Source organism: Polaromonas sp., from assembly GCF_039930745.1.
Classification (GTDB): Bacteria; Pseudomonadota; Gammaproteobacteria; order Burkholderiales; family Burkholderiaceae_C; genus Polaromonas.
The window spans coordinates 1-15,237 of record NZ_JBDTTH010000058.1; the positions used below are offsets into that span (position 1 = coordinate 1).

Sequence of the window (15,237 nt, forward strand, 5' to 3'; positions counted from 1 at the left end):
CCATGGAAGGCATGAGCTTTGACACGCCCAAGGGCAAGATGACCTTCCGCAAGGAAGACCACCAGGCCATGCAGAGCATGTTCCATTTCAAGATCAAGGCTGACCCGGCATTTGCCTGGGGTGTGCCCGAGCTGGTTCGCGAGATCAAGCCGGAAGAAATGAACATACCGATTACAAATAAACGGTAATTTCCGCACTGTCATTGCGGGCCTGACCCGCAATCTATGCCGCGCTGACCGAGCTTCTGTCGTGTGCTGACATGGATCCTGGATCTGGTCCGGGATGACAAGCAAGGGAGGCTGCGGGCCTCCTGCCGCTTCGCTACGCTGATCCCCGATTCAACGGGAATAGAAATGCTTCAAACCAAAGAACTCACGGTCCGTTTCGGTGGCCATGTGGCGGTCAACGCTGTCAGCTGCGCGTTTGCGCCGGGCACGCTCACGGCGATCGTCGGCCCGAATGGCGCGGGCAAAACGACTTATTTCAATCTGATCTCCGGTCAGCTCAAGGCGAGCAGCGGCACCGTCACGCTCAATGGCCAGGAGCTGTCGGGCCTGAGCGTCTCGGCGCGTACCCATGCCGGGCTGGGCCGGGCGTTTCAGCTGACCAACCTGTTCCCCAACCTCACGGTGCTGGAGAACGTGCGGCTGGCGGTTCAGGCCACGCGTCACGGTCCGCATCGGCGCGGCCTGAACCTGTGGAGCATCTGGAGCGACCACAAGGCGCTGGTCCACCGCGCCGAAGAAATTCTCGAAGCCGTGGCCATGCAGGGCAAGGCGCAGATGCCGGTGGCCGGCCTGCCGCATGGGGACCAGCGCAAGCTGGAAGTCGCCTTGCTGATGGCGCTGGAGTCGCAGGTCTTCATGTTCGACGAACCGACGGCCGGCATGAGCACCGACGAGGCACCAGTCATCCTGAACCTGATTCGCCAGCTCAAGCAGGACAAGACCAAGACAATTTTGCTGGTGGAGCACAAGATGGACGTGGTGCGCGAACTGGCCGACCGCATCATCGTTCTGCACAACGGCACGCTGGTGGCCGACGGCGAACCGGCCGAGGTGATTGCTTCGCCCGTCGTGCAGCAAGCCTACCTCGGCATCAACCCCAGCGAGGAGGCAGCATGAAAGACCAGGGCCAGCGCGGAACCGGCTTTGCCGGGCCGCAGGTGGCGCCCCCCCGGGGGGGTGACGCCGAAGGCGGCGCAGGGGGGCTTCTCCTTCGTGGTGTTCATACCCACATCGGCGCATACCACATCCTGCATGGCGTGGACCTGGCCATACCCAAGGGGCAACTCACCATGCTGCTGGGCCGCAACGGCGCCGGCAAGACCACCACCTTGCGCACCATCATGGGCTTGTGGCAAGCCTCGCAGGGCAAGGTGACTTTTGGCGGGCGCGACATCACGAAGCTGAACACGCCGCAAATCGCCGAGCTCAATATCGCCTACGTGCCCGAAAGCATGGGCATCTTTTCCGACCTCACCGTCAAGGAAAACATGCTGCTGGCCGCGCGCAGCGCAAAACGCGCCAGCCAGATGGACGAGGTGCGCCTGAAGTGGATCTTCTCGCTGTTTCCGGCGGTCGAAAAATTCTGGAACCACCCAGCCGGCAAGTTGTCGGGCGGGCAAAAGCAGATGCTGGCCGTTGCCCGTGCCATCGTCGAGCCGCGTGAACTGCTGATCGTCGATGAGCCCAGCAAGGGCCTGGCGCCGGCCATCATCAACAACATGATCGATGCGTTTGCGCAGCTCAAGGCCAGCGGCGTGACGATTTTGCTGGTCGAGCAAAACATCAACTTTGCCAAACGCCTGGGCGACACCGTCGCCGTGATGGACAACGGCGTGGTGGTTCACGCCGGCTCCATGGCGGAACTCGCTGAAGACGCAGCGCTGCAGCAATCGCTTCTGGGACTTGCCATATGAAAACTCTTGATTTCGACTGGAAGCCTCTGGCCCTCGTTCCTTTGCTGGCGCTGGGCATTTTTCCCTTCATCGGTTCCGGCTCCACCTGGCTCACGCTCACCGTGGCCGGCCTGGCCATGGGCATGATCATCTTCATCATTGCCTCCGGCCTGACGCTGGTCTTCGGCCTGATGGACGTGCTCAATTTCGGCCACGGCGTGTTCATCGCGCTCGGTGCGTTTGTGGCCACCACCGTGCTCGGCGCCATGGGTGACTACACACAAAGCGATTCGATGTTGCGCAACATGCTGGCGGTGCTGCCGGCCATGCTGGTGGCCATGGGGGTGGCGGGCGCCGTTGGCCTGGTGTTCGAGCGTTTCATCGTGCGGCCGGTTTACGGCCAGCACCTCAAACAGATTCTCATCACCATGGGCGGCATGATCATCGGCGAGGAGCTGATCAAGGTGATCTGGGGTCCGGCGCAGATCGCCCTGCCCATGCCCGAAGGCATGCGCGGCTCCCTGCTTTTCGGTGACGCGGCCATTGAAAAATACCGCCTCATCGCTGTGAGCGTGGGCCTGGTGGTGTTCGGCATCCTGGCCTGGACGCTGGTGCGCACCAAGGTCGGCCTGCTGATCCGCGCCGGCGTGCAGGACCGCGAGATGGTCGAGTCCCTCGGCTACCGCATCAAGCGCCTGTTCATCGGCGTGTTTGTGGTCGGCAGCGCGCTGGCCGGCCTCGGCGGTGTGATGTGGGGTCTGTACCAGCAGAGCGTGACCCCGCAGATGGGCGCGCAGGTCAATGTGCTGATCTTCATCGTCATCATCATTGGCGGTCTGGGCTCCACCGGCGGCGCGCTGATCGGTGCCTTGCTGGTCGGCCTGATGGCCAACTACACCGGCTTTCTGGCCCCCAAAGTGGCGCTGTTTTCCAACATCGCACTGATGGCGGCCATCCTGCTCTGGCGGCCCCAGGGCATCTACCCCGTGACGAATCGTTGAGGTTGAGGCCATGAACAACATCCTTACACGCATCGTCTCCAACGACTTCCCGAGCAGCCGCGTGCTGGCTGTGATCCTGGTCGGTCTGCTGCTGGCCCTGGCCTTTGCACCTTTCCTGTTTCCCGGCGTCAAGGCCCTGAGCGTTGCCGCCAAGGTGCTGGTGTTCATCGTGCTGGTGGCCAGCTTTGACCTGCTGCTGGGCTACACCGGCATTGTCAGTTTTGCGCACACCATGTTCTTTGGCATTGGCGCGTATGGCATCGCTGTGGCGACAACCCGCCTGGGCCCAACCTGGGAGGCGCTGGGGGTGGGGCTGTTGTGCTCGCTGGTTTTATCTTTCGTGCTGTCGCTGCTGGTGGGGCTGTTTTCGCTGCGGGTCAAGGCCATTTTTTTTGCCATGATCACGCTGGCGGTGGCCTCGGCCTTCCAGACCCTGGCCTCGCAGTTGTCGGAAATCACCGGCGGCGAGGACGGCCTGAGCTTCAAGGTGCCCGAGCTGCTGTCGCCCAGCATGGAGTTTTTCGAGCAGCCTTTTCTCGGTGTATCCATCGACGGGCGCCTGCTCTGCTACTACCTGCTGTTTGTGATCACCGTGGTGTCGCTGCTGAGCCTGCTGCGCATCGTGAATTCGCCGTTCGGGCGTGTATTGCAGGCCATTCGTGAAAACGAGTTTCGCGCCGAGGCCATAGGCTACCGCGTGGTGATCTACCGCACCACCTCCAGCGTGCTGTCGGCGCTGTTTGCCACCGTGGCCGGCGCCATGCTGGCACTCTGGCTGCGCTACAACGGGCCGGACACTTCGCTGTCCTTTGAAATCATGATCGACGTGTTGCTGATCGTCGTGATCGGCGGCATGGGCACGATTTACGGCGCGGCCATAGGCGCGGCGCTGTTCCTGGTGGCGCAGAGCTACCTGCAGGATTTGCTGCGTTTGGCCAGCGAAGCCGCCGCCGGCCTGCCGTGGCTGGCTGCCTTGCTGTCACCTGACCGCTGGCTGCTCTGGCTGGGCTTGCTGTTTGTTTTATCGGTGTATTACTTTCCTACCGGTGTGGTGGGGCGGCTCAGGGCCGTGCATGTTCAGGCAGCCAGGCAAGCCTGAGTAAAAACAAATTGAACACGAAGAGGTCAGCTTCATGCAACACACGTCCGAATATTTGACCTGCGCAGGGCGCGAAATCCATTACACCGAATGGGGTGCGCAGCACAGCGCCACTGTCATCGCCTGGCACGGCCTGGCCCGAACGGGGCGTGACATGGACGAGTTGGCGGCGCACCTGAGCACGCGTTACCGCGTGATCTGCCCGGACGCCATTGGCCGGGGCCTGAGCCAGTGGAGCCCGGACCCGCAGAACGAGTACAAGCTTTCGTTTTACGCGCGCATTGCAGCTGAGCTGTTTGAGCAACTGAAGATCCGCAAGGCGCACTGGGTGGGCACCTCCATGGGTGGCGCCATCGGCACCGTCTGCGCTTCAGGCCTGTTCGAGCCGGCCATGAAGGGCCGCATCCAGAGCCTGGTGCTCAACGACACGGCGCCGCAGATTGCCGACCCGGCCGTCGAGCGGATCAAGTCCTACGCAGGTAACCCACCGACTTTTGACACTATGCTCGCGCTCGAAGCCTTTTTCCGGCAGGTTTACAAGCCGTATGGCTGGCTCAGCGATGCGCAGTGGCGGCGCCTGGCGGAAACCTCAGCCCGCCGCCTGCCCGATGGCCGCCTGACGCCGCACTACGACCCGGCCATGGTGCAGCAGTTCACCCACCACCCGGCCGATTACCTGATCTGGGACCATTACGACGCACTGGAGATTCCGGTATTGTGTCTGCGCGGTGCCGAGTCCGACCTCGTGCTGCGCGACACCACCACCAGAATGCAAACGCGCGGCCCGGGCGCGGCAGGCAGGCTGCAGGTGGTGGAAGTCCCGGGCTGCGGCCATGCGCCGGCGCTTAATGTGCCCGAACAACTGGAACAGGTGGCGGCATTTATTGACGCGGCGGCCCTTGTATGCTCATTAATTGATAGCTGATTGTGCCCGTGGATAAAGGGCTGGAGTCCGATTTGATGCATAAATCAAGGCGGCGCCCTTTTGACCTGTCATGGCGAGCCTGACCCGCCACCCGTGGGTCATGTCTCGTTGATGTAACCGCGTGCCAGCGCACCCGCCTGATCGTCGAAGATCGCCATGGCCGTCGTCATGCGTTTGAAGCCCAGTTTGCGGTAGAAACCTTCCTTGCCGGGTACCGCATAAAGAATGATCTTGCGGTGGCCGCGCGACAGCTCCACGAGATGACTCACGATCTGCTTGCCCAGCCCGGTGCCCTGGTGGCTGGGCAGCACCGCGATGTCGCAGATATAGGCACAGTCCACCCCATCCGCCAGCACGCGGCCCACGCCGACGAGTTTGTTGTTCTCGCTGACGAAGCAGCGGAACATGCTGTTCGTGAAGACGGTTTGCAGGCTGGCCGGGCTCTTGTTGCCGAGCGGTGCGGCGGCATAGAGGGCGGAGAGTTCGTGCCAGTCGATGCTGGTTAGCTGGTCGGTCCAGGTGAGGAGCATATTTTTAGTCGACTCTCAATGTTGGAAACGACAGAACCACAAATGCGCGCGACAAAGTTGCTTCGTGCTGTTGTGGGTCAGCGTCGATGAATTGTTATGCATCATCCTGCTTTCCTGCGCGGACATCCGAAAGTAGGCATATCCATAGGATTCCCAGTGCGATAAACAATCCACCGAAAGTACTGGAAACAAAGGAGAAGATTTGGACTTGGTTGAGACCCAATAGAAGCGCGGCGGCCAGCAAGAGGATCAAGCCTATCAGTGCCGCGGTCCCCATCCAGCCCTTTACGAGTCCCGGACTAATTTCGGCGGAAACCCACTGTGCGCCCATCTGGGAATCGCCGTTCCACCTGCGGCCCTGTGCCAGGCAGCTCGATCACGGTAGTAGAAAAACAAAACCAGCAAGGCACCCACAACGCATCCCAACATGATTGATGCCGAAGCGTCACTCCATGCGAGCTCTGCGGATGCGACTATGACGAGCGCGCCCACTCCGAACATGCTCGCTGCTACTGCCCGGCTCGGCTTGCTCATGATGCTTGACGTTTGAGTTAGGCGTCTTTGTTGAGCGCGTGGAGTAGCTCGTCAAATCGCCTCTCCATTTTGATCCATTGCTCTTTCATGAATTGCTCGATCTCTGTCAGGTCACCGGTCAGGCCGAGGTCGCGTCGAATCTCGACCATAACCTGAATCTGCTGCCCGCCGATATCTCGGATTTCCGTCAAAATTGCACGGTGAAACGAAACGCTTGCGGAATTGAACCGAGTCCATGCCTCGCCACGACGCTTGGCATGCTCATCTGCCCGAGCGCTCTGGTAGTCGAAACTACGAGACAGAGCGCGAAATACATCTTGATTAGGCGCTCCTGTTTCATTCTGCTTTGCCATTTCCGACAGCAGCCTTGTGATTTCTGCTTGAGCTTTGGTGTAGTGGTCGTCGGCAATGCCTATATCTGACTTGGCGTTCGCAACGGGCACCAGATTGGTCATGACAGTGAAGACGAGTTCAGCATACCTCGCGGCTAGCTTGTTTACCAGTAACGCTGTCTTCGGCTCAGCGACGAGTTGAAGGCGCGCTGCTGCGGTGAAAAAGCCTTGCATGCCCTCCGCGGCGTTCACCTTCGTAATATCTACCTGTGGCAAGCTGGAGATATGTGCGTTAATCTTCGCCAGTTCCTCCGCCGCGCGCAGATATGTCTCGCGGCGTAGAGCGCCAGTGCGCTCCTTGGCCTTCTCTGCAGCGTCATGTTTCAGCTGAAGTAATAGGCGATCGGTATTGCTTCGGTTTGATAGAAAAACCCCGCTAAGCGTCAGGATGGACGCAATCAGGCCCGACCAGACAACGTTTGGAATAGAGGCCAATAGATCTAACAAATGCTGCATTGAAGACGCCTAACGAATGTATGCCGCACGACCGGCGGTATAACTTGGCGGCTGCGGTACAACTTCGGCATCAGATGCACCCTCAAGTAGTTGTCACTAAACAGTTTTCTCCGCATGGCGCTTTCCTGTCAGGTCGATAAAAAGCCGTCAAATACCGCATGATTCTAGGCCGGGCACTTGAACGGCACATCCCCTAAACAGAGGACACCGCTCTCAGAAACGCGGCCGCAAATCATCCCGCAAGCTGCGCACCACTCCAACACCACCATTCACAGGCTCTTGCTGCTTCAATCCGCGATCTCGCGGATCAACGCGTCGATTTGCTGCTGCCGGGTCGCGTGGTTATTGGACAGGATTTCAAGGCTTGAGTAGCGTGGCGTTGATCAGGGATTCGTCGGGCACCGCAAACGTCGTGTTGTGCATGTGGGTCAATGGCCCGCCCCCCGGGATCACTCGACCCCGCTCATCGCAACCCACCGCCTTGAACTTCCATTGGCCCCCAATCAGCTTGAGGTTGCCCACGTGCTCATTCTGGCCACCCTGCACGCGGTACACACCGTCATTGACCTTGATGAGTATCAAAGGCCGCAGGGCTGCCATGGCTGCTGTTCTCAGGCCTTGATCGCCGCAGCCAGTTCGCGTTTGTCGATGCCGTACATGTCGGCAAATTCGTCGGCGGTCTTGCCGCTGCTTTCGAAGGTGCGGCGCAGCGCTTCGCGTTTGGCCAGTTTCTGGTCGCGTTCGGCGAAGGCTTCTTCCAGCAGGTCGGTGGCGGCCTCGTCATTGGTTTGCACGCGGGCCTGGTAGTCCTGGCGGGTCAGGCCGCTGGCCTCGAACGCGGCCATCAGCTGCGCGCGGAATTTGGGCCGCAGGTCTTCGCGGGCGCGGGCCTGGCGGCGGCGGAACAGTTCGAGCAGGGTCAGGTAAACGTGTTCGGGGGCGACGTCATCACCCGGGTTGCCCTGCAGGTCGTGACGCTTGTGGCCGGCGGCCACGCTTTGCAGGTAGCGGGTGGAGCGCGTGTGAAAGCCCAGCGCAGCCTTCAGGCTCTCGCGCTGGAAGTGCTCGGGGTGGGCGGCCAGCAACTCCTGGAAAATGCCAAGCTTGAGCGGCAGGAAATTCGCGCCGAAGAGATGCGGGTAGAGCTCGAACAGCTTTTCCAGAACGGGCTGCACGGAACGCGTGCGGCCTGCTGCGGTGGATGGCTCGGCGGATTCGCCGGAGGCTTGCTCTGCCGGCGCGGGTTCGCCGGCCTGAACGGCTTCGTCGGGTGCAACAGTGCCTGCTTCTGAAGGGGTCATGGTCATGGAGTTCATCTTTGGGTCAACCCATGATTGTCAACCAAATGGCCGGCCGACAGTGAGCGCAGGGAATCCCTGTCGGTGTCGTCCATAATTTGGGAAGCATTGGCGGGGGAAGGGTACCCGCTCCCGCGGGTTGTCCGCAGCCTTTTTGAAGAAGAACCCTGGCGAATTCCAATGAAACACGGTCGGCCCTCCATTCCCCAGCCCAGGCGCCCGGCGGCGCCACCGCACAAGCCATCTGGCGCAGCCGCACGGGACCAGGCTGCCAAGCTGGCGGCAGCACTGGCACTGCACCAGCAGGGGCAGCTGGATCAGGCGGCCATGCTGTACCAGGAGATATTGCAGGCGCAGCCGCAACACTTTGAGGCGCTGCAGTTGCTGGCCACGATTGCGCTGCAGCAAAAAAGTCCAGAGGCCGCCGTGTCCCTGTTTGACCAGGCCCTCGCCATCAATCCGCGTCACCCCAGCGCGCTCAACAACCGCGGCAACGCGCTGCGGGACCTGAAGCGCCCTGCGGACGCACTGGAGAGTTATGACCGCGCGCTCAAGATCAAGCCGGACTACGCCGAAGCGCTCAGCAACCGCGGGGCCGCCTTGCGGGACCTGAACCGTTCCGCCGAAGCCCTGGAAAGTTGCGACCGGGCCCTCGCGATCAAACCCGGCTTTGCCGATGCGCTCAGCAACCGTGGTGCGGCACTGCAGGACCTGAAGCGCTTGAAGGAGGAGCCCGATGCAGCACAGGGCCTGGCGGCCAAACTGGCAGCGGCCCTGACGCTGCACCAGCAGGGGCGGCTGGATCAGGCGGCCGTGCTTTACCACGAGATATTGCAGTCGCAGCCGCGGCACGTCGAGGCGCTGCAACTGCTGGCAACGATTGCGCTGCAACAAAGGCATCCCCAGGCTGCCGTGGCCCTGTTTGACCAGGCCCTCGCCATCAATCCACGCCACCCCAGCGCGCTCAACAACCGGGGCAATGCGCTGCGGGACCTGAAGCGCCCAGCAGAAGCGCTGGCGAGTTATGACGGTGCGCTCAAGATCAAGCCGGATTATGTGCAGGCACTGAGCGGCCGTGGCAACGCCTTGCATGACTTGAGCCGTCATGACGAAGCGCTGGCGAGTTTTGACCAGGCACTCAAGATCAAACCGGACTATGCGGATGCGCTGAACAACCGCGGCAATGTATTGCAGCACCTGAAGCGCCCCGGCGAAGCGCTGAAGGGCTTTGAACGTGCATTGCAGATCAGGCCCGACTACGCGGAAGCGCACTGGAATGAAGGCTTATGCAGGCTGCTGATGGGAGACTTTGCCGGCGGATGGCCGAAGTACGAGTGGCGCTGGAAAAGAGAGCCCGGCAGTTCTTCGTTGAGAAATTTCTCTCAAGCGCTCTGGCTGGGCCATGAAAAGCTCGAAGGCAAAACCATTCTGCTGCATGCGGAGCAGGGGCTGGGCGACACGATCCAGTTTTGCCGATATGCCCGGCAGGTGGCGGCACAGGGTGCGCGGGTTGTCCTGGAAGTCCAGCCACCCCTGAAACCGCTGCTCAAAGACTTGGAGGGTGTGAGCCAGGTGTTGGGTCGGGGAGAGCAGTTGCCTGATTTCGATGTTCACTGTCCGCTGATGAGTTTGCCGCTGGCCTTCCAGGTAAACCTGGGGTCGATCACCGGTTTGGCTTACCTGCACAGCGACCCGGAAAAACTTGATGCGTGGCAAGCCCGCTTGGGCGATACCCGTCAAAAGAAAGTGGGTCTGGTGTGGAGCGGCAGCGCGGGGCACCCGCACGATCACAGCCGCTCCCTGGCGCTCGAAGACATGAGGGCACTGGTGACCCCTCAGCTGGGTTATTACTGTCTGCAAAAAGAATGGCGGCCGGCCGAGCCGCCAGCGTTGGTGAGTGCATCCGGCATTGAAGTGCTGGGGAACTCGTTGAAAGACTTCAGCGACACCGCGGCCGTGGTGGCGCTGATGGACCTGGTGATCACGGTGGACACCAGCGTGGCCCATCTGGCGGGAGCTATGGGCAAGGACGTGTGGATACTCCTGCCTTTCAGCCCGGACTGGCGCTGGCTACTGGACAGGAGCGACAGCCCCTGGTATTCCTCGGCCCGGCTGTTCCGGCAGCCTGCCCTGGGCGACTGGGCCAGCGTGTTGATGCAGGTGCAGGCCGCACTGAAGTTGCGGTTTCCATAGGCCTGGCGATCCCATGTTCATGGGTTCCGGATAGCCGCTGGAGCCGTTATTCTTTGCGTAAGGCTTGCGCTACGGGCGCAACTTCTTTTTCACCTTGTACATTTGAACCATCTTCAAGAGGGAACAACCATGATTTGTGGAATGCGGGCTGTTGCGGCCAGAGTTTTTTTCACCTTGCTGCTTTTGCTGGCCGGAGGCCAGGCCATGGCGGCGGGTGCGCTGGCGATTGACAGCTTGCAGGGCGAAAAATACGGTTTCTCCTTTAACCATCCCAACGCCGAGCAGGCGGAAAAACGCGCCTTGAGAGAGTGCGGTTCGGACTGCGCCGTCGTGCTGCGCTTCCGTGCCGAATGCGGGGCCTACGCCGCGGACCAGGCCAAAGGCTCCAACGCCTACGGCTGGGGAACAGGCGCGACGAGCGCCATCGTCCAGCAGCGGGCGTTGTCGGAATGTCGGGCCAAGGGGGGCTCGAGCTGCAAGGTTCGTTCATGGGGCTGCGACGCTACCAAGGCCTCGGCCGAGTCGGATGACGGCTCCAGGGATAACAAGCCGGCCAGCGCGGAATTCCAGATGCAGGGCAACTGGCGTGTGGAATACGCCGGTTCGGCCGGATTTCCTTACCGCGGAACACTGCAAGTCCATGAAAAGGCCGGCAACGGCATTTACCGGGGCGTGATGGTTCTGGCCTACACCAACAACCAGGGCCAGTCCAAGAAGGTCCAGCAAGACGCGCGGATCACCGTCCGGGGAAATACCGTCATCATCCAGGGCAGCAACCCCGTCTACCTTCTCGGTTCCGGCAAGTACGACCCCGACACCTACACCGTGAGCATCAGCAGCGCCAACGTGCTGCGTGGGGAAAACAACGACACCGGCGGCGCCGGTGGCGCGGTGGTTATAACCCGAAATTAAATCGCTTGAGGCCGGCAGCGCAGCATTGGGCCCCGGCGGCCGCTGTTTGCGTATTACTGCCTGGCCCCGCGCGCCAGGGCGGCGGCACGTGAGGCGGCCAGCGCCTGCGCATCGGGCACCGTGTGGGTGGGCCAGCCCGAGAGATGTTGCTGCGCAATGTCGCTCAAGGCGGCCAGCCACACCGGGTTGTCGTTCAGGCAGGGGATGTAGTTGAAGCTTTGCCCTCCGGCATGCAAAAAGGCTTCTTTGGCCTCCTGCGCAATTTCTTCCAGTGTCTCCAGGCAGTCACCGGTGAAACCCGGGCAGATCACGTCAATCTTTTTGGTGCCGGCCTTGGCCAGAGCCACCAGTGTGGGCTCGGTGTAGGGCTCCAGCCATTTGGCCTTGCCAAAGCGCGACTGGAATGTCACGCGGTATTGCTCCTTGCTTAGTTGCAACTCGGTGGCCAGCAGGCGCGCGGTCTTGTGGCATTCGCAGTGGTAGGGGTCGCCCAAGTACAAGGTGCGTTCGGGCACGCCGTGAAAACTCATGACCAGCTTCTCGGCGCGGCCGTTTTTGGCCCAATGTGCGCGCACACACGCCGCCAGCGCGTCGACATAGCCCGGGTGGTCATGGTAATTGTTGACGAAGCGAAACTCGGGAATGCGCCGCGTTTTTGCGGCCCAGCGGTATACCTCGTCGAACACGCTGGCCGTGCTGGTGCCGCTGTATTGCGGGTAGGCGGGCAGCACCAGGATGCGCGTCACGCCCTCGGCCTTGAGTGAATTGAGCTGCGAGGCGATGGAGGGCCGACCATAACGCATGGCATAACGCACTTCGACAAAATGGTCGCGCTCGCCCAGGTAGCCGCGCAGGAGCACGGCTTGTTTCGCGGTCCACACCTTCAGCGGCGAGCCTTCCGCAGTCCAGATGCTGGCGTATTTGGCGGCCGATTTTTTGGGCCGCACGCGCAGAATGATGCCGTGCAAAACCAGCCACCACAGCACCTTGGGAATTTCGATCACGCGCGGGTCGCTGAGGAATTGCGCGAGGTAGGGGCGCAGTGCTGCAGCGGTCGGCGCCTCGGGCGTGCCAAGGTTGCAGTACAGCACCGCAGTGCCACTGGCGGCGCTGGGTGCCTGCCCGTGCACAAAGGTGGGTTCGGGGGAAAAAGACATGGGTTATTCTCCCTTACCTATGCTCGACCTGACAATAATCAAAGCCATAACCCTTGACCTTGACGATACCCTCTGGCCCGTATGGCCCGTGATAGAACGGGCTGAAGCCGCACTCGACGAATGGCTGGGCCGCCACGCGCCCATGACTGCGGCGCTGTTTGCCAACCCCACGGCGCGGCACGACATCCGCGAGCAGGTGGTCCGGACCCGCCCTGAACTCCGGCACAACCTCAGCGCCATCCGGCGCGAGGCCATTCGACTGGCCTTGTACCGCTCCAAGGAAAATCCTCTGCTCGCCGATGAGGCCTTCGAAGTTTTTTTCGCTGCACGCCACGAAGTCACGCTGTTCGACGACGTGATGCTTGCGCTGGAGTTTTTCTCGGCACGTTACCCGGTGGTGGCGTTGTCCAATGGCAATGCCGACGTGGGACGCCTCGGGTTGGGGTCCTATTTCCGCGCCGCCATCAGCGCGCAGGAGTTCGGTGTGGGCAAGCCGGACCCGCGGATTTTCCTCGCGGCGGCAGGCGCGGCTGATGTACACCCTCACAACGTGCTGCATGTCGGCGATGACGCCACCCTCGATGTGCTGGGCGGGCTCAATGCGGGCATGCAGACGGCCTGGGTTAACCGCGCCGACCATCTGTGGACGCATGAATCATTGCCGCACGAAACCGTGACCAGTCTGACCGAGCTGTGTGATCTGTTCAGGCAGGCAGAGAAAGAACAACCATGACACTGAAGATATACGGCATCGCGGCCTCGCGCACCTCACGCCCTTTGTGGGTCGCGCAGGAGCTCGGCCTGGTGTACGAGCATATTGCCCAGCCTTACGAAGGCGGGGCAACCCGCACGCCGGGGTTCCTGGCGCTCAACCCCAACGGGCATATTCCGGTGATCGACGATGACGGCGTGCTGGTCTGGGAGTCCATGGCCTGTGCGTTGTACCTGGCCGGGCGTTTCCCGGGCGAAGGGCAGGCTTCGCTGGGCGCATTGAACCATGCGGAGCAGGCCGACATCCTGCGCTGGAGTTTCTGGGCCGTGACCGAATGCGAAGAGGACGCGCTGACCTTCCTCATGCACCGCGTGGCCATGCCCGAAGACAGGCGCAAGCCCGAGCTGGCACTGAAGGCCGAGCAGCGCCTGGCCCCGGCGCTGCGTGTGCTGGAGCAGCATTTGCAGACACGCAGCTATGTGGCCGGCGAACGCTTCACCGTGGCCGACATCTGCGTGGCGTCGGTGCTGGCCTGGGCCCAGCGCGCTGAAGCGATGGCGCAATGCCCGCGACTGGCCGGCTGGCTGGAGCGTTGCCTGGCGCGGCCCGCGCAACTGCAGGTGCGCGTGATGGCGCGGAATGAACGCCAGAACCCGCCACAGCCCAAAGTTTAAGTAAAAAATGCCTCCAGCCCTTATGGGACGGGCGTAAGCAGCTATCTATTTGGTAGCTAATCTTGCGCTCTGCAGGCCCGAACGAACCGCACCTTCCAGCGTGGCCGGGTAAGGCCCGTCGATGTAGTCGCCGCAGGCGAGTAGCCCGGGCAGTACCTGCATGGGTGGCCGCTCAAGGCCGGGCAGGCAGGCAAAGGTCGCGCGTTTTTCCACAATCGTTTGAACTGCCTGCAGGGCATGGAGCCCGAGTTGCCGCTCCGCCTGTGCCAGCACGCGCTGCGCCAGCGCGGCGTTGTCCACGCTGCTGGCGCTGACCACAAAGGCGAGCAGGCCCGCTGGTCCGCCAAGCTGGCCGCGGTCGAACACAAACTGCGCCGGCGCCTCGCCCTCTGGTGCGCCGGCACGCAGCGTGAGCATGGGTTGCGCCAGGCGCGCGCCTGCAGAAGAAGCATAGACGGTGGTGATGGCTTCAAACTGGAGCGCGCGGGCAGACGCCAGCCAGGTTTCGCAGGGCAGGCCGCAGGTTTCAGCCAACCGCGCAGCCTCGGCGGGCGGGCAGGCCAGGATGACACCGTCGAACAGGACGCCGTCCACCAGCCATCCGGCTGCGGTGGAAGCCAGGGCAAGCACACGGCGGCCCAGGCAGACCTCGCCGCCGTGCCGCGCCACCCACGCCAGCGCTGCGTCGGGCAGCAGCGCGCTCAGATCGCGGCGCGGCAGCAGCAGGTTGGAGCCGCCGGATTCAGCGAACAGGGCATCGCGCAGCACACGCAGATACACCTGGGCACTGGCGCGGTGCGCCGGCGTATTCAGCGCCGAAACACACAGCGGCTCGATCAGGGTGGCCATCACGGCCGGGGTCAGGCTGCGGCACAGCTGGGCCACAGACAGCTCGGGCGCACAGCGAAAGCCGGCGAGCTGCCAGCCCACGGCTGCGCGCAGCAGCGAGAGCTTGTCGCGCCACGACCAGCCGCGTGCGCGAAGAATGCCGGCCAGCGCGTCCAGCGGTGCAGGCAGCGAGGGAAAGCGCAGACCGGCGCCGTCAGGAAACTGCAGCGTCAGCGGCATCCGGTGCAGCAGGGTCTGTGTATCGAGGCCAAGCTCGGCCATCAGTTCCAGGGTCGCGCTGTAAGCGCCGATCATGATGTGCTGGCCATTGTCCAGCGGCAGCGGGGTGCCATCCGTCCACTGGCCATCGACACGCCGCGCGCGGCCACCGGCCATGCGCGCAGCTTCAAAGACGGTGACTTGCTGGCCCAGCCGCGTGGCTTCGACAGCCGCTGCACACCCCGCCCAGCCGGCGCCGATGACTGCAACTCTCACGTCGGAAACCATGGAGACCGATCAGTCGCCATGAGCAGGCCTTGGCGGAAGCGGGGTCCCGTCAAGCAAGGGCCGCGGGTCCGGCTCTGCCGGCCCGCAGGCGCAGCGCCCCTCTTTCTCGTGCAAGGGGC

15 protein-coding genes and 1 pseudogene are annotated in these 15,237 nt (G+C 62.3%); 10 read left to right on the forward strand and 6 right to left on the reverse strand.

Going from position 1 to position 15,237, the window contains the following annotated elements; translation table 11 throughout:
- From ABI660_RS16010 to ABI660_RS16035, 6 genes and pseudogenes are all read left to right on the forward strand, one after another.
- Positions 1–188 (forward strand): annotated as a pseudogene (locus ABI660_RS16010) (ABC transporter permease); the annotation flags it as partial.
- 165 nt (positions 189–353) lie between these two features.
- Positions 354–1,124, forward strand: a complete 771-nt coding sequence (locus tag ABI660_RS16015; protein ID WP_348069851.1) for an ABC transporter ATP-binding protein — start codon at positions 354–356, stop codon at positions 1,122–1,124.
- The gene (locus tag ABI660_RS16020; protein WP_348069854.1) at positions 1,121–1,921 is read left to right on the forward strand and encodes an ABC transporter ATP-binding protein; all 801 of its coding nucleotides are present in this window, start codon (positions 1,121–1,123) and stop codon (positions 1,919–1,921) included. Before ABI660_RS16015 ends, ABI660_RS16020 begins: the two co-directional genes overlap by 4 nt.
- Positions 1,918–2,901: a branched-chain amino acid ABC transporter permease gene (locus ABI660_RS16025; protein ID WP_348069856.1), complete on the forward strand. Its 984-nt coding sequence runs from the start codon at positions 1,918–1,920 to the stop codon at positions 2,899–2,901. The genes ABI660_RS16020 and ABI660_RS16025 overlap by 4 nt, the downstream gene beginning before the upstream one ends.
- Positions 2,902–2,911: 10 nt before the next feature.
- Complete coding sequence (locus ABI660_RS16030) at positions 2,912–4,000, forward strand: branched-chain amino acid ABC transporter permease (RefSeq protein WP_348069859.1); 1,089 nt, start codon at positions 2,912–2,914, stop codon at positions 3,998–4,000.
- A 34-nt stretch (positions 4,001–4,034) separates the two neighbouring features.
- The gene (locus ABI660_RS16035; RefSeq protein ID WP_348069862.1) at positions 4,035–4,925 is read left to right on the forward strand and encodes an alpha/beta hydrolase; all 891 of its coding nucleotides are present in this window, start codon (positions 4,035–4,037) and stop codon (positions 4,923–4,925) included.
- 98 nt (positions 4,926–5,023) lie between these two features.
- On the opposite strand, the gene ABI660_RS16040 is transcribed toward ABI660_RS16035, so the two are convergent.
- The 4 genes from ABI660_RS16040 to ABI660_RS16055 all read right to left on the reverse strand — a co-directional run bounded on the left by ABI660_RS16040 (position 5,024) and on the right by ABI660_RS16055 (position 8,144).
- Entirely contained in the window at positions 5,024–5,455 is a 432-nt protein-coding gene (locus ABI660_RS16040) for a GNAT family N-acetyltransferase (RefSeq protein WP_348069865.1), read from the reverse strand.
- Positions 5,456–6,006: 551 nt separating this feature from the next.
- Positions 6,007–6,837 carry a hypothetical protein gene (locus ABI660_RS16045; protein ID WP_348069867.1) on the reverse strand — a complete coding sequence of 277 codons (831 nt, stop codon included), beginning with the start codon at positions 6,835–6,837 and terminating at the stop codon, positions 6,007–6,009.
- A 357-nt stretch (positions 6,838–7,194) separates the two neighbouring features.
- Positions 7,195–7,437: a hypothetical protein gene (locus ABI660_RS16050; protein WP_348069870.1), complete on the reverse strand. Its 243-nt coding sequence runs from the start codon at positions 7,435–7,437 to the stop codon at positions 7,195–7,197.
- A gap of 11 nt (positions 7,438–7,448) precedes the next feature.
- Positions 7,449–8,144 carry a ProQ/FINO family protein gene (locus ABI660_RS16055; protein ID WP_348069872.1) on the reverse strand — a complete coding sequence of 232 codons (696 nt, stop codon included), beginning with the start codon at positions 8,142–8,144 and terminating at the stop codon, positions 7,449–7,451.
- A 171-nt stretch (positions 8,145–8,315) separates the two neighbouring features.
- On the opposite strand from ABI660_RS16055, the gene ABI660_RS16060 reads away from it, so the two are divergent.
- Positions 8,316–10,328: a tetratricopeptide repeat protein gene (locus tag ABI660_RS16060; protein WP_348069875.1), complete on the forward strand. Its 2,013-nt coding sequence runs from the start codon at positions 8,316–8,318 to the stop codon at positions 10,326–10,328.
- A 129-nt stretch (positions 10,329–10,457) separates the two neighbouring features.
- On the forward strand, positions 10,458–11,240 hold the full coding sequence (locus ABI660_RS16065) for a DUF4189 domain-containing protein (protein WP_348069877.1): 783 nt from the start codon (positions 10,458–10,460) through the stop codon (positions 11,238–11,240).
- Positions 11,241–11,293: 53 nt separating this feature from the next.
- Here ABI660_RS16065 and hemH read toward each other — a convergent pair whose 3' ends face one another.
- Positions 11,294–12,397, reverse strand: a complete 1,104-nt coding sequence (gene hemH / locus ABI660_RS16070; RefSeq protein ID WP_348069879.1) for a ferrochelatase — start codon at positions 12,395–12,397, stop codon at positions 11,294–11,296.
- Positions 12,398–12,416: 19 nt separating this feature from the next.
- Here hemH and ABI660_RS16075 point away from each other — a divergent pair, with 19 nt between their 5' ends.
- A complete protein-coding gene (locus tag ABI660_RS16075; protein WP_348069910.1) occupies positions 12,417–13,130 on the forward strand; it encodes an HAD family hydrolase in 714 nt (237 codons plus the stop codon).
- Positions 13,127–13,783 (forward strand): glutathione S-transferase family protein, encoded by a 657-nt coding sequence (locus tag ABI660_RS16080; protein WP_348069881.1) that lies wholly within the window; start codon positions 13,127–13,129, stop codon positions 13,781–13,783. The genes ABI660_RS16075 and ABI660_RS16080 overlap by 4 nt, the downstream gene beginning before the upstream one ends.
- Before the next feature lie 45 nt (positions 13,784–13,828).
- On the opposite strand, the gene hpnE is transcribed toward ABI660_RS16080, so the two are convergent.
- Entirely contained in the window at positions 13,829–15,106 is a 1,278-nt protein-coding gene (gene hpnE, locus ABI660_RS16085) for a hydroxysqualene dehydroxylase HpnE (protein WP_348069884.1), read from the reverse strand.
- Positions 15,107–15,237: the final 131 nt, after the last annotated feature.

Bases quoted from the DNA above. Each gene is read 5' to 3' on its own strand.
- ABI660_RS16025 (WP_348069856.1), top strand. From the start codon at position 1,918: ATGAAAACTCTTGATTTCGACTGGAAGCCTCTGGCCCTCGTTCCTTTG.
- ABI660_RS16075 (WP_348069910.1), top strand. From the start codon at position 12,417: ATGCTCGACCTGACAATAATCAAAGCCATAACCCTTGACCTTGACGAT.
- ABI660_RS16065 (WP_348069877.1), top strand. From the start codon at position 10,458: ATGATTTGTGGAATGCGGGCTGTTGCGGCCAGAGTTTTTTTCACCTTG.
- ABI660_RS16045 (WP_348069867.1), bottom strand. From the start codon at position 6,837: ATGCAGCATTTGTTAGATCTATTGGCCTCTATTCCAAACGTTGTCTGG.
- ABI660_RS16060 (WP_348069875.1), top strand. From the start codon at position 8,316: ATGAAACACGGTCGGCCCTCCATTCCCCAGCCCAGGCGCCCGGCGGCG.
- ABI660_RS16035 (WP_348069862.1), top strand. From the start codon at position 4,035: ATGCAACACACGTCCGAATATTTGACCTGCGCAGGGCGCGAAATCCAT.
- ABI660_RS16050 (WP_348069870.1), bottom strand. From the start codon at position 7,437: ATGGCAGCCCTGCGGCCTTTGATACTCATCAAGGTCAATGACGGTGTG.
- ABI660_RS16040 (WP_348069865.1), bottom strand. From the start codon at position 5,455: ATGCTCCTCACCTGGACCGACCAGCTAACCAGCATCGACTGGCACGAA.
- ABI660_RS16020 (WP_348069854.1), top strand. From the start codon at position 1,121: ATGAAAGACCAGGGCCAGCGCGGAACCGGCTTTGCCGGGCCGCAGGTG.
- ABI660_RS16030 (WP_348069859.1), top strand. From the start codon at position 2,912: ATGAACAACATCCTTACACGCATCGTCTCCAACGACTTCCCGAGCAGC.
- ABI660_RS16055 (WP_348069872.1), bottom strand. From the start codon at position 8,144: ATGACCATGACCCCTTCAGAAGCAGGCACTGTTGCACCCGACGAAGCC.
- ABI660_RS16080 (WP_348069881.1), top strand. From the start codon at position 13,127: ATGACACTGAAGATATACGGCATCGCGGCCTCGCGCACCTCACGCCCT.
- ABI660_RS16015 (WP_348069851.1), top strand. From the start codon at position 354: ATGCTTCAAACCAAAGAACTCACGGTCCGTTTCGGTGGCCATGTGGCG.
- hemH (WP_348069879.1), bottom strand. From the start codon at position 12,397: ATGTCTTTTTCCCCCGAACCCACCTTTGTGCACGGGCAGGCACCCAGC.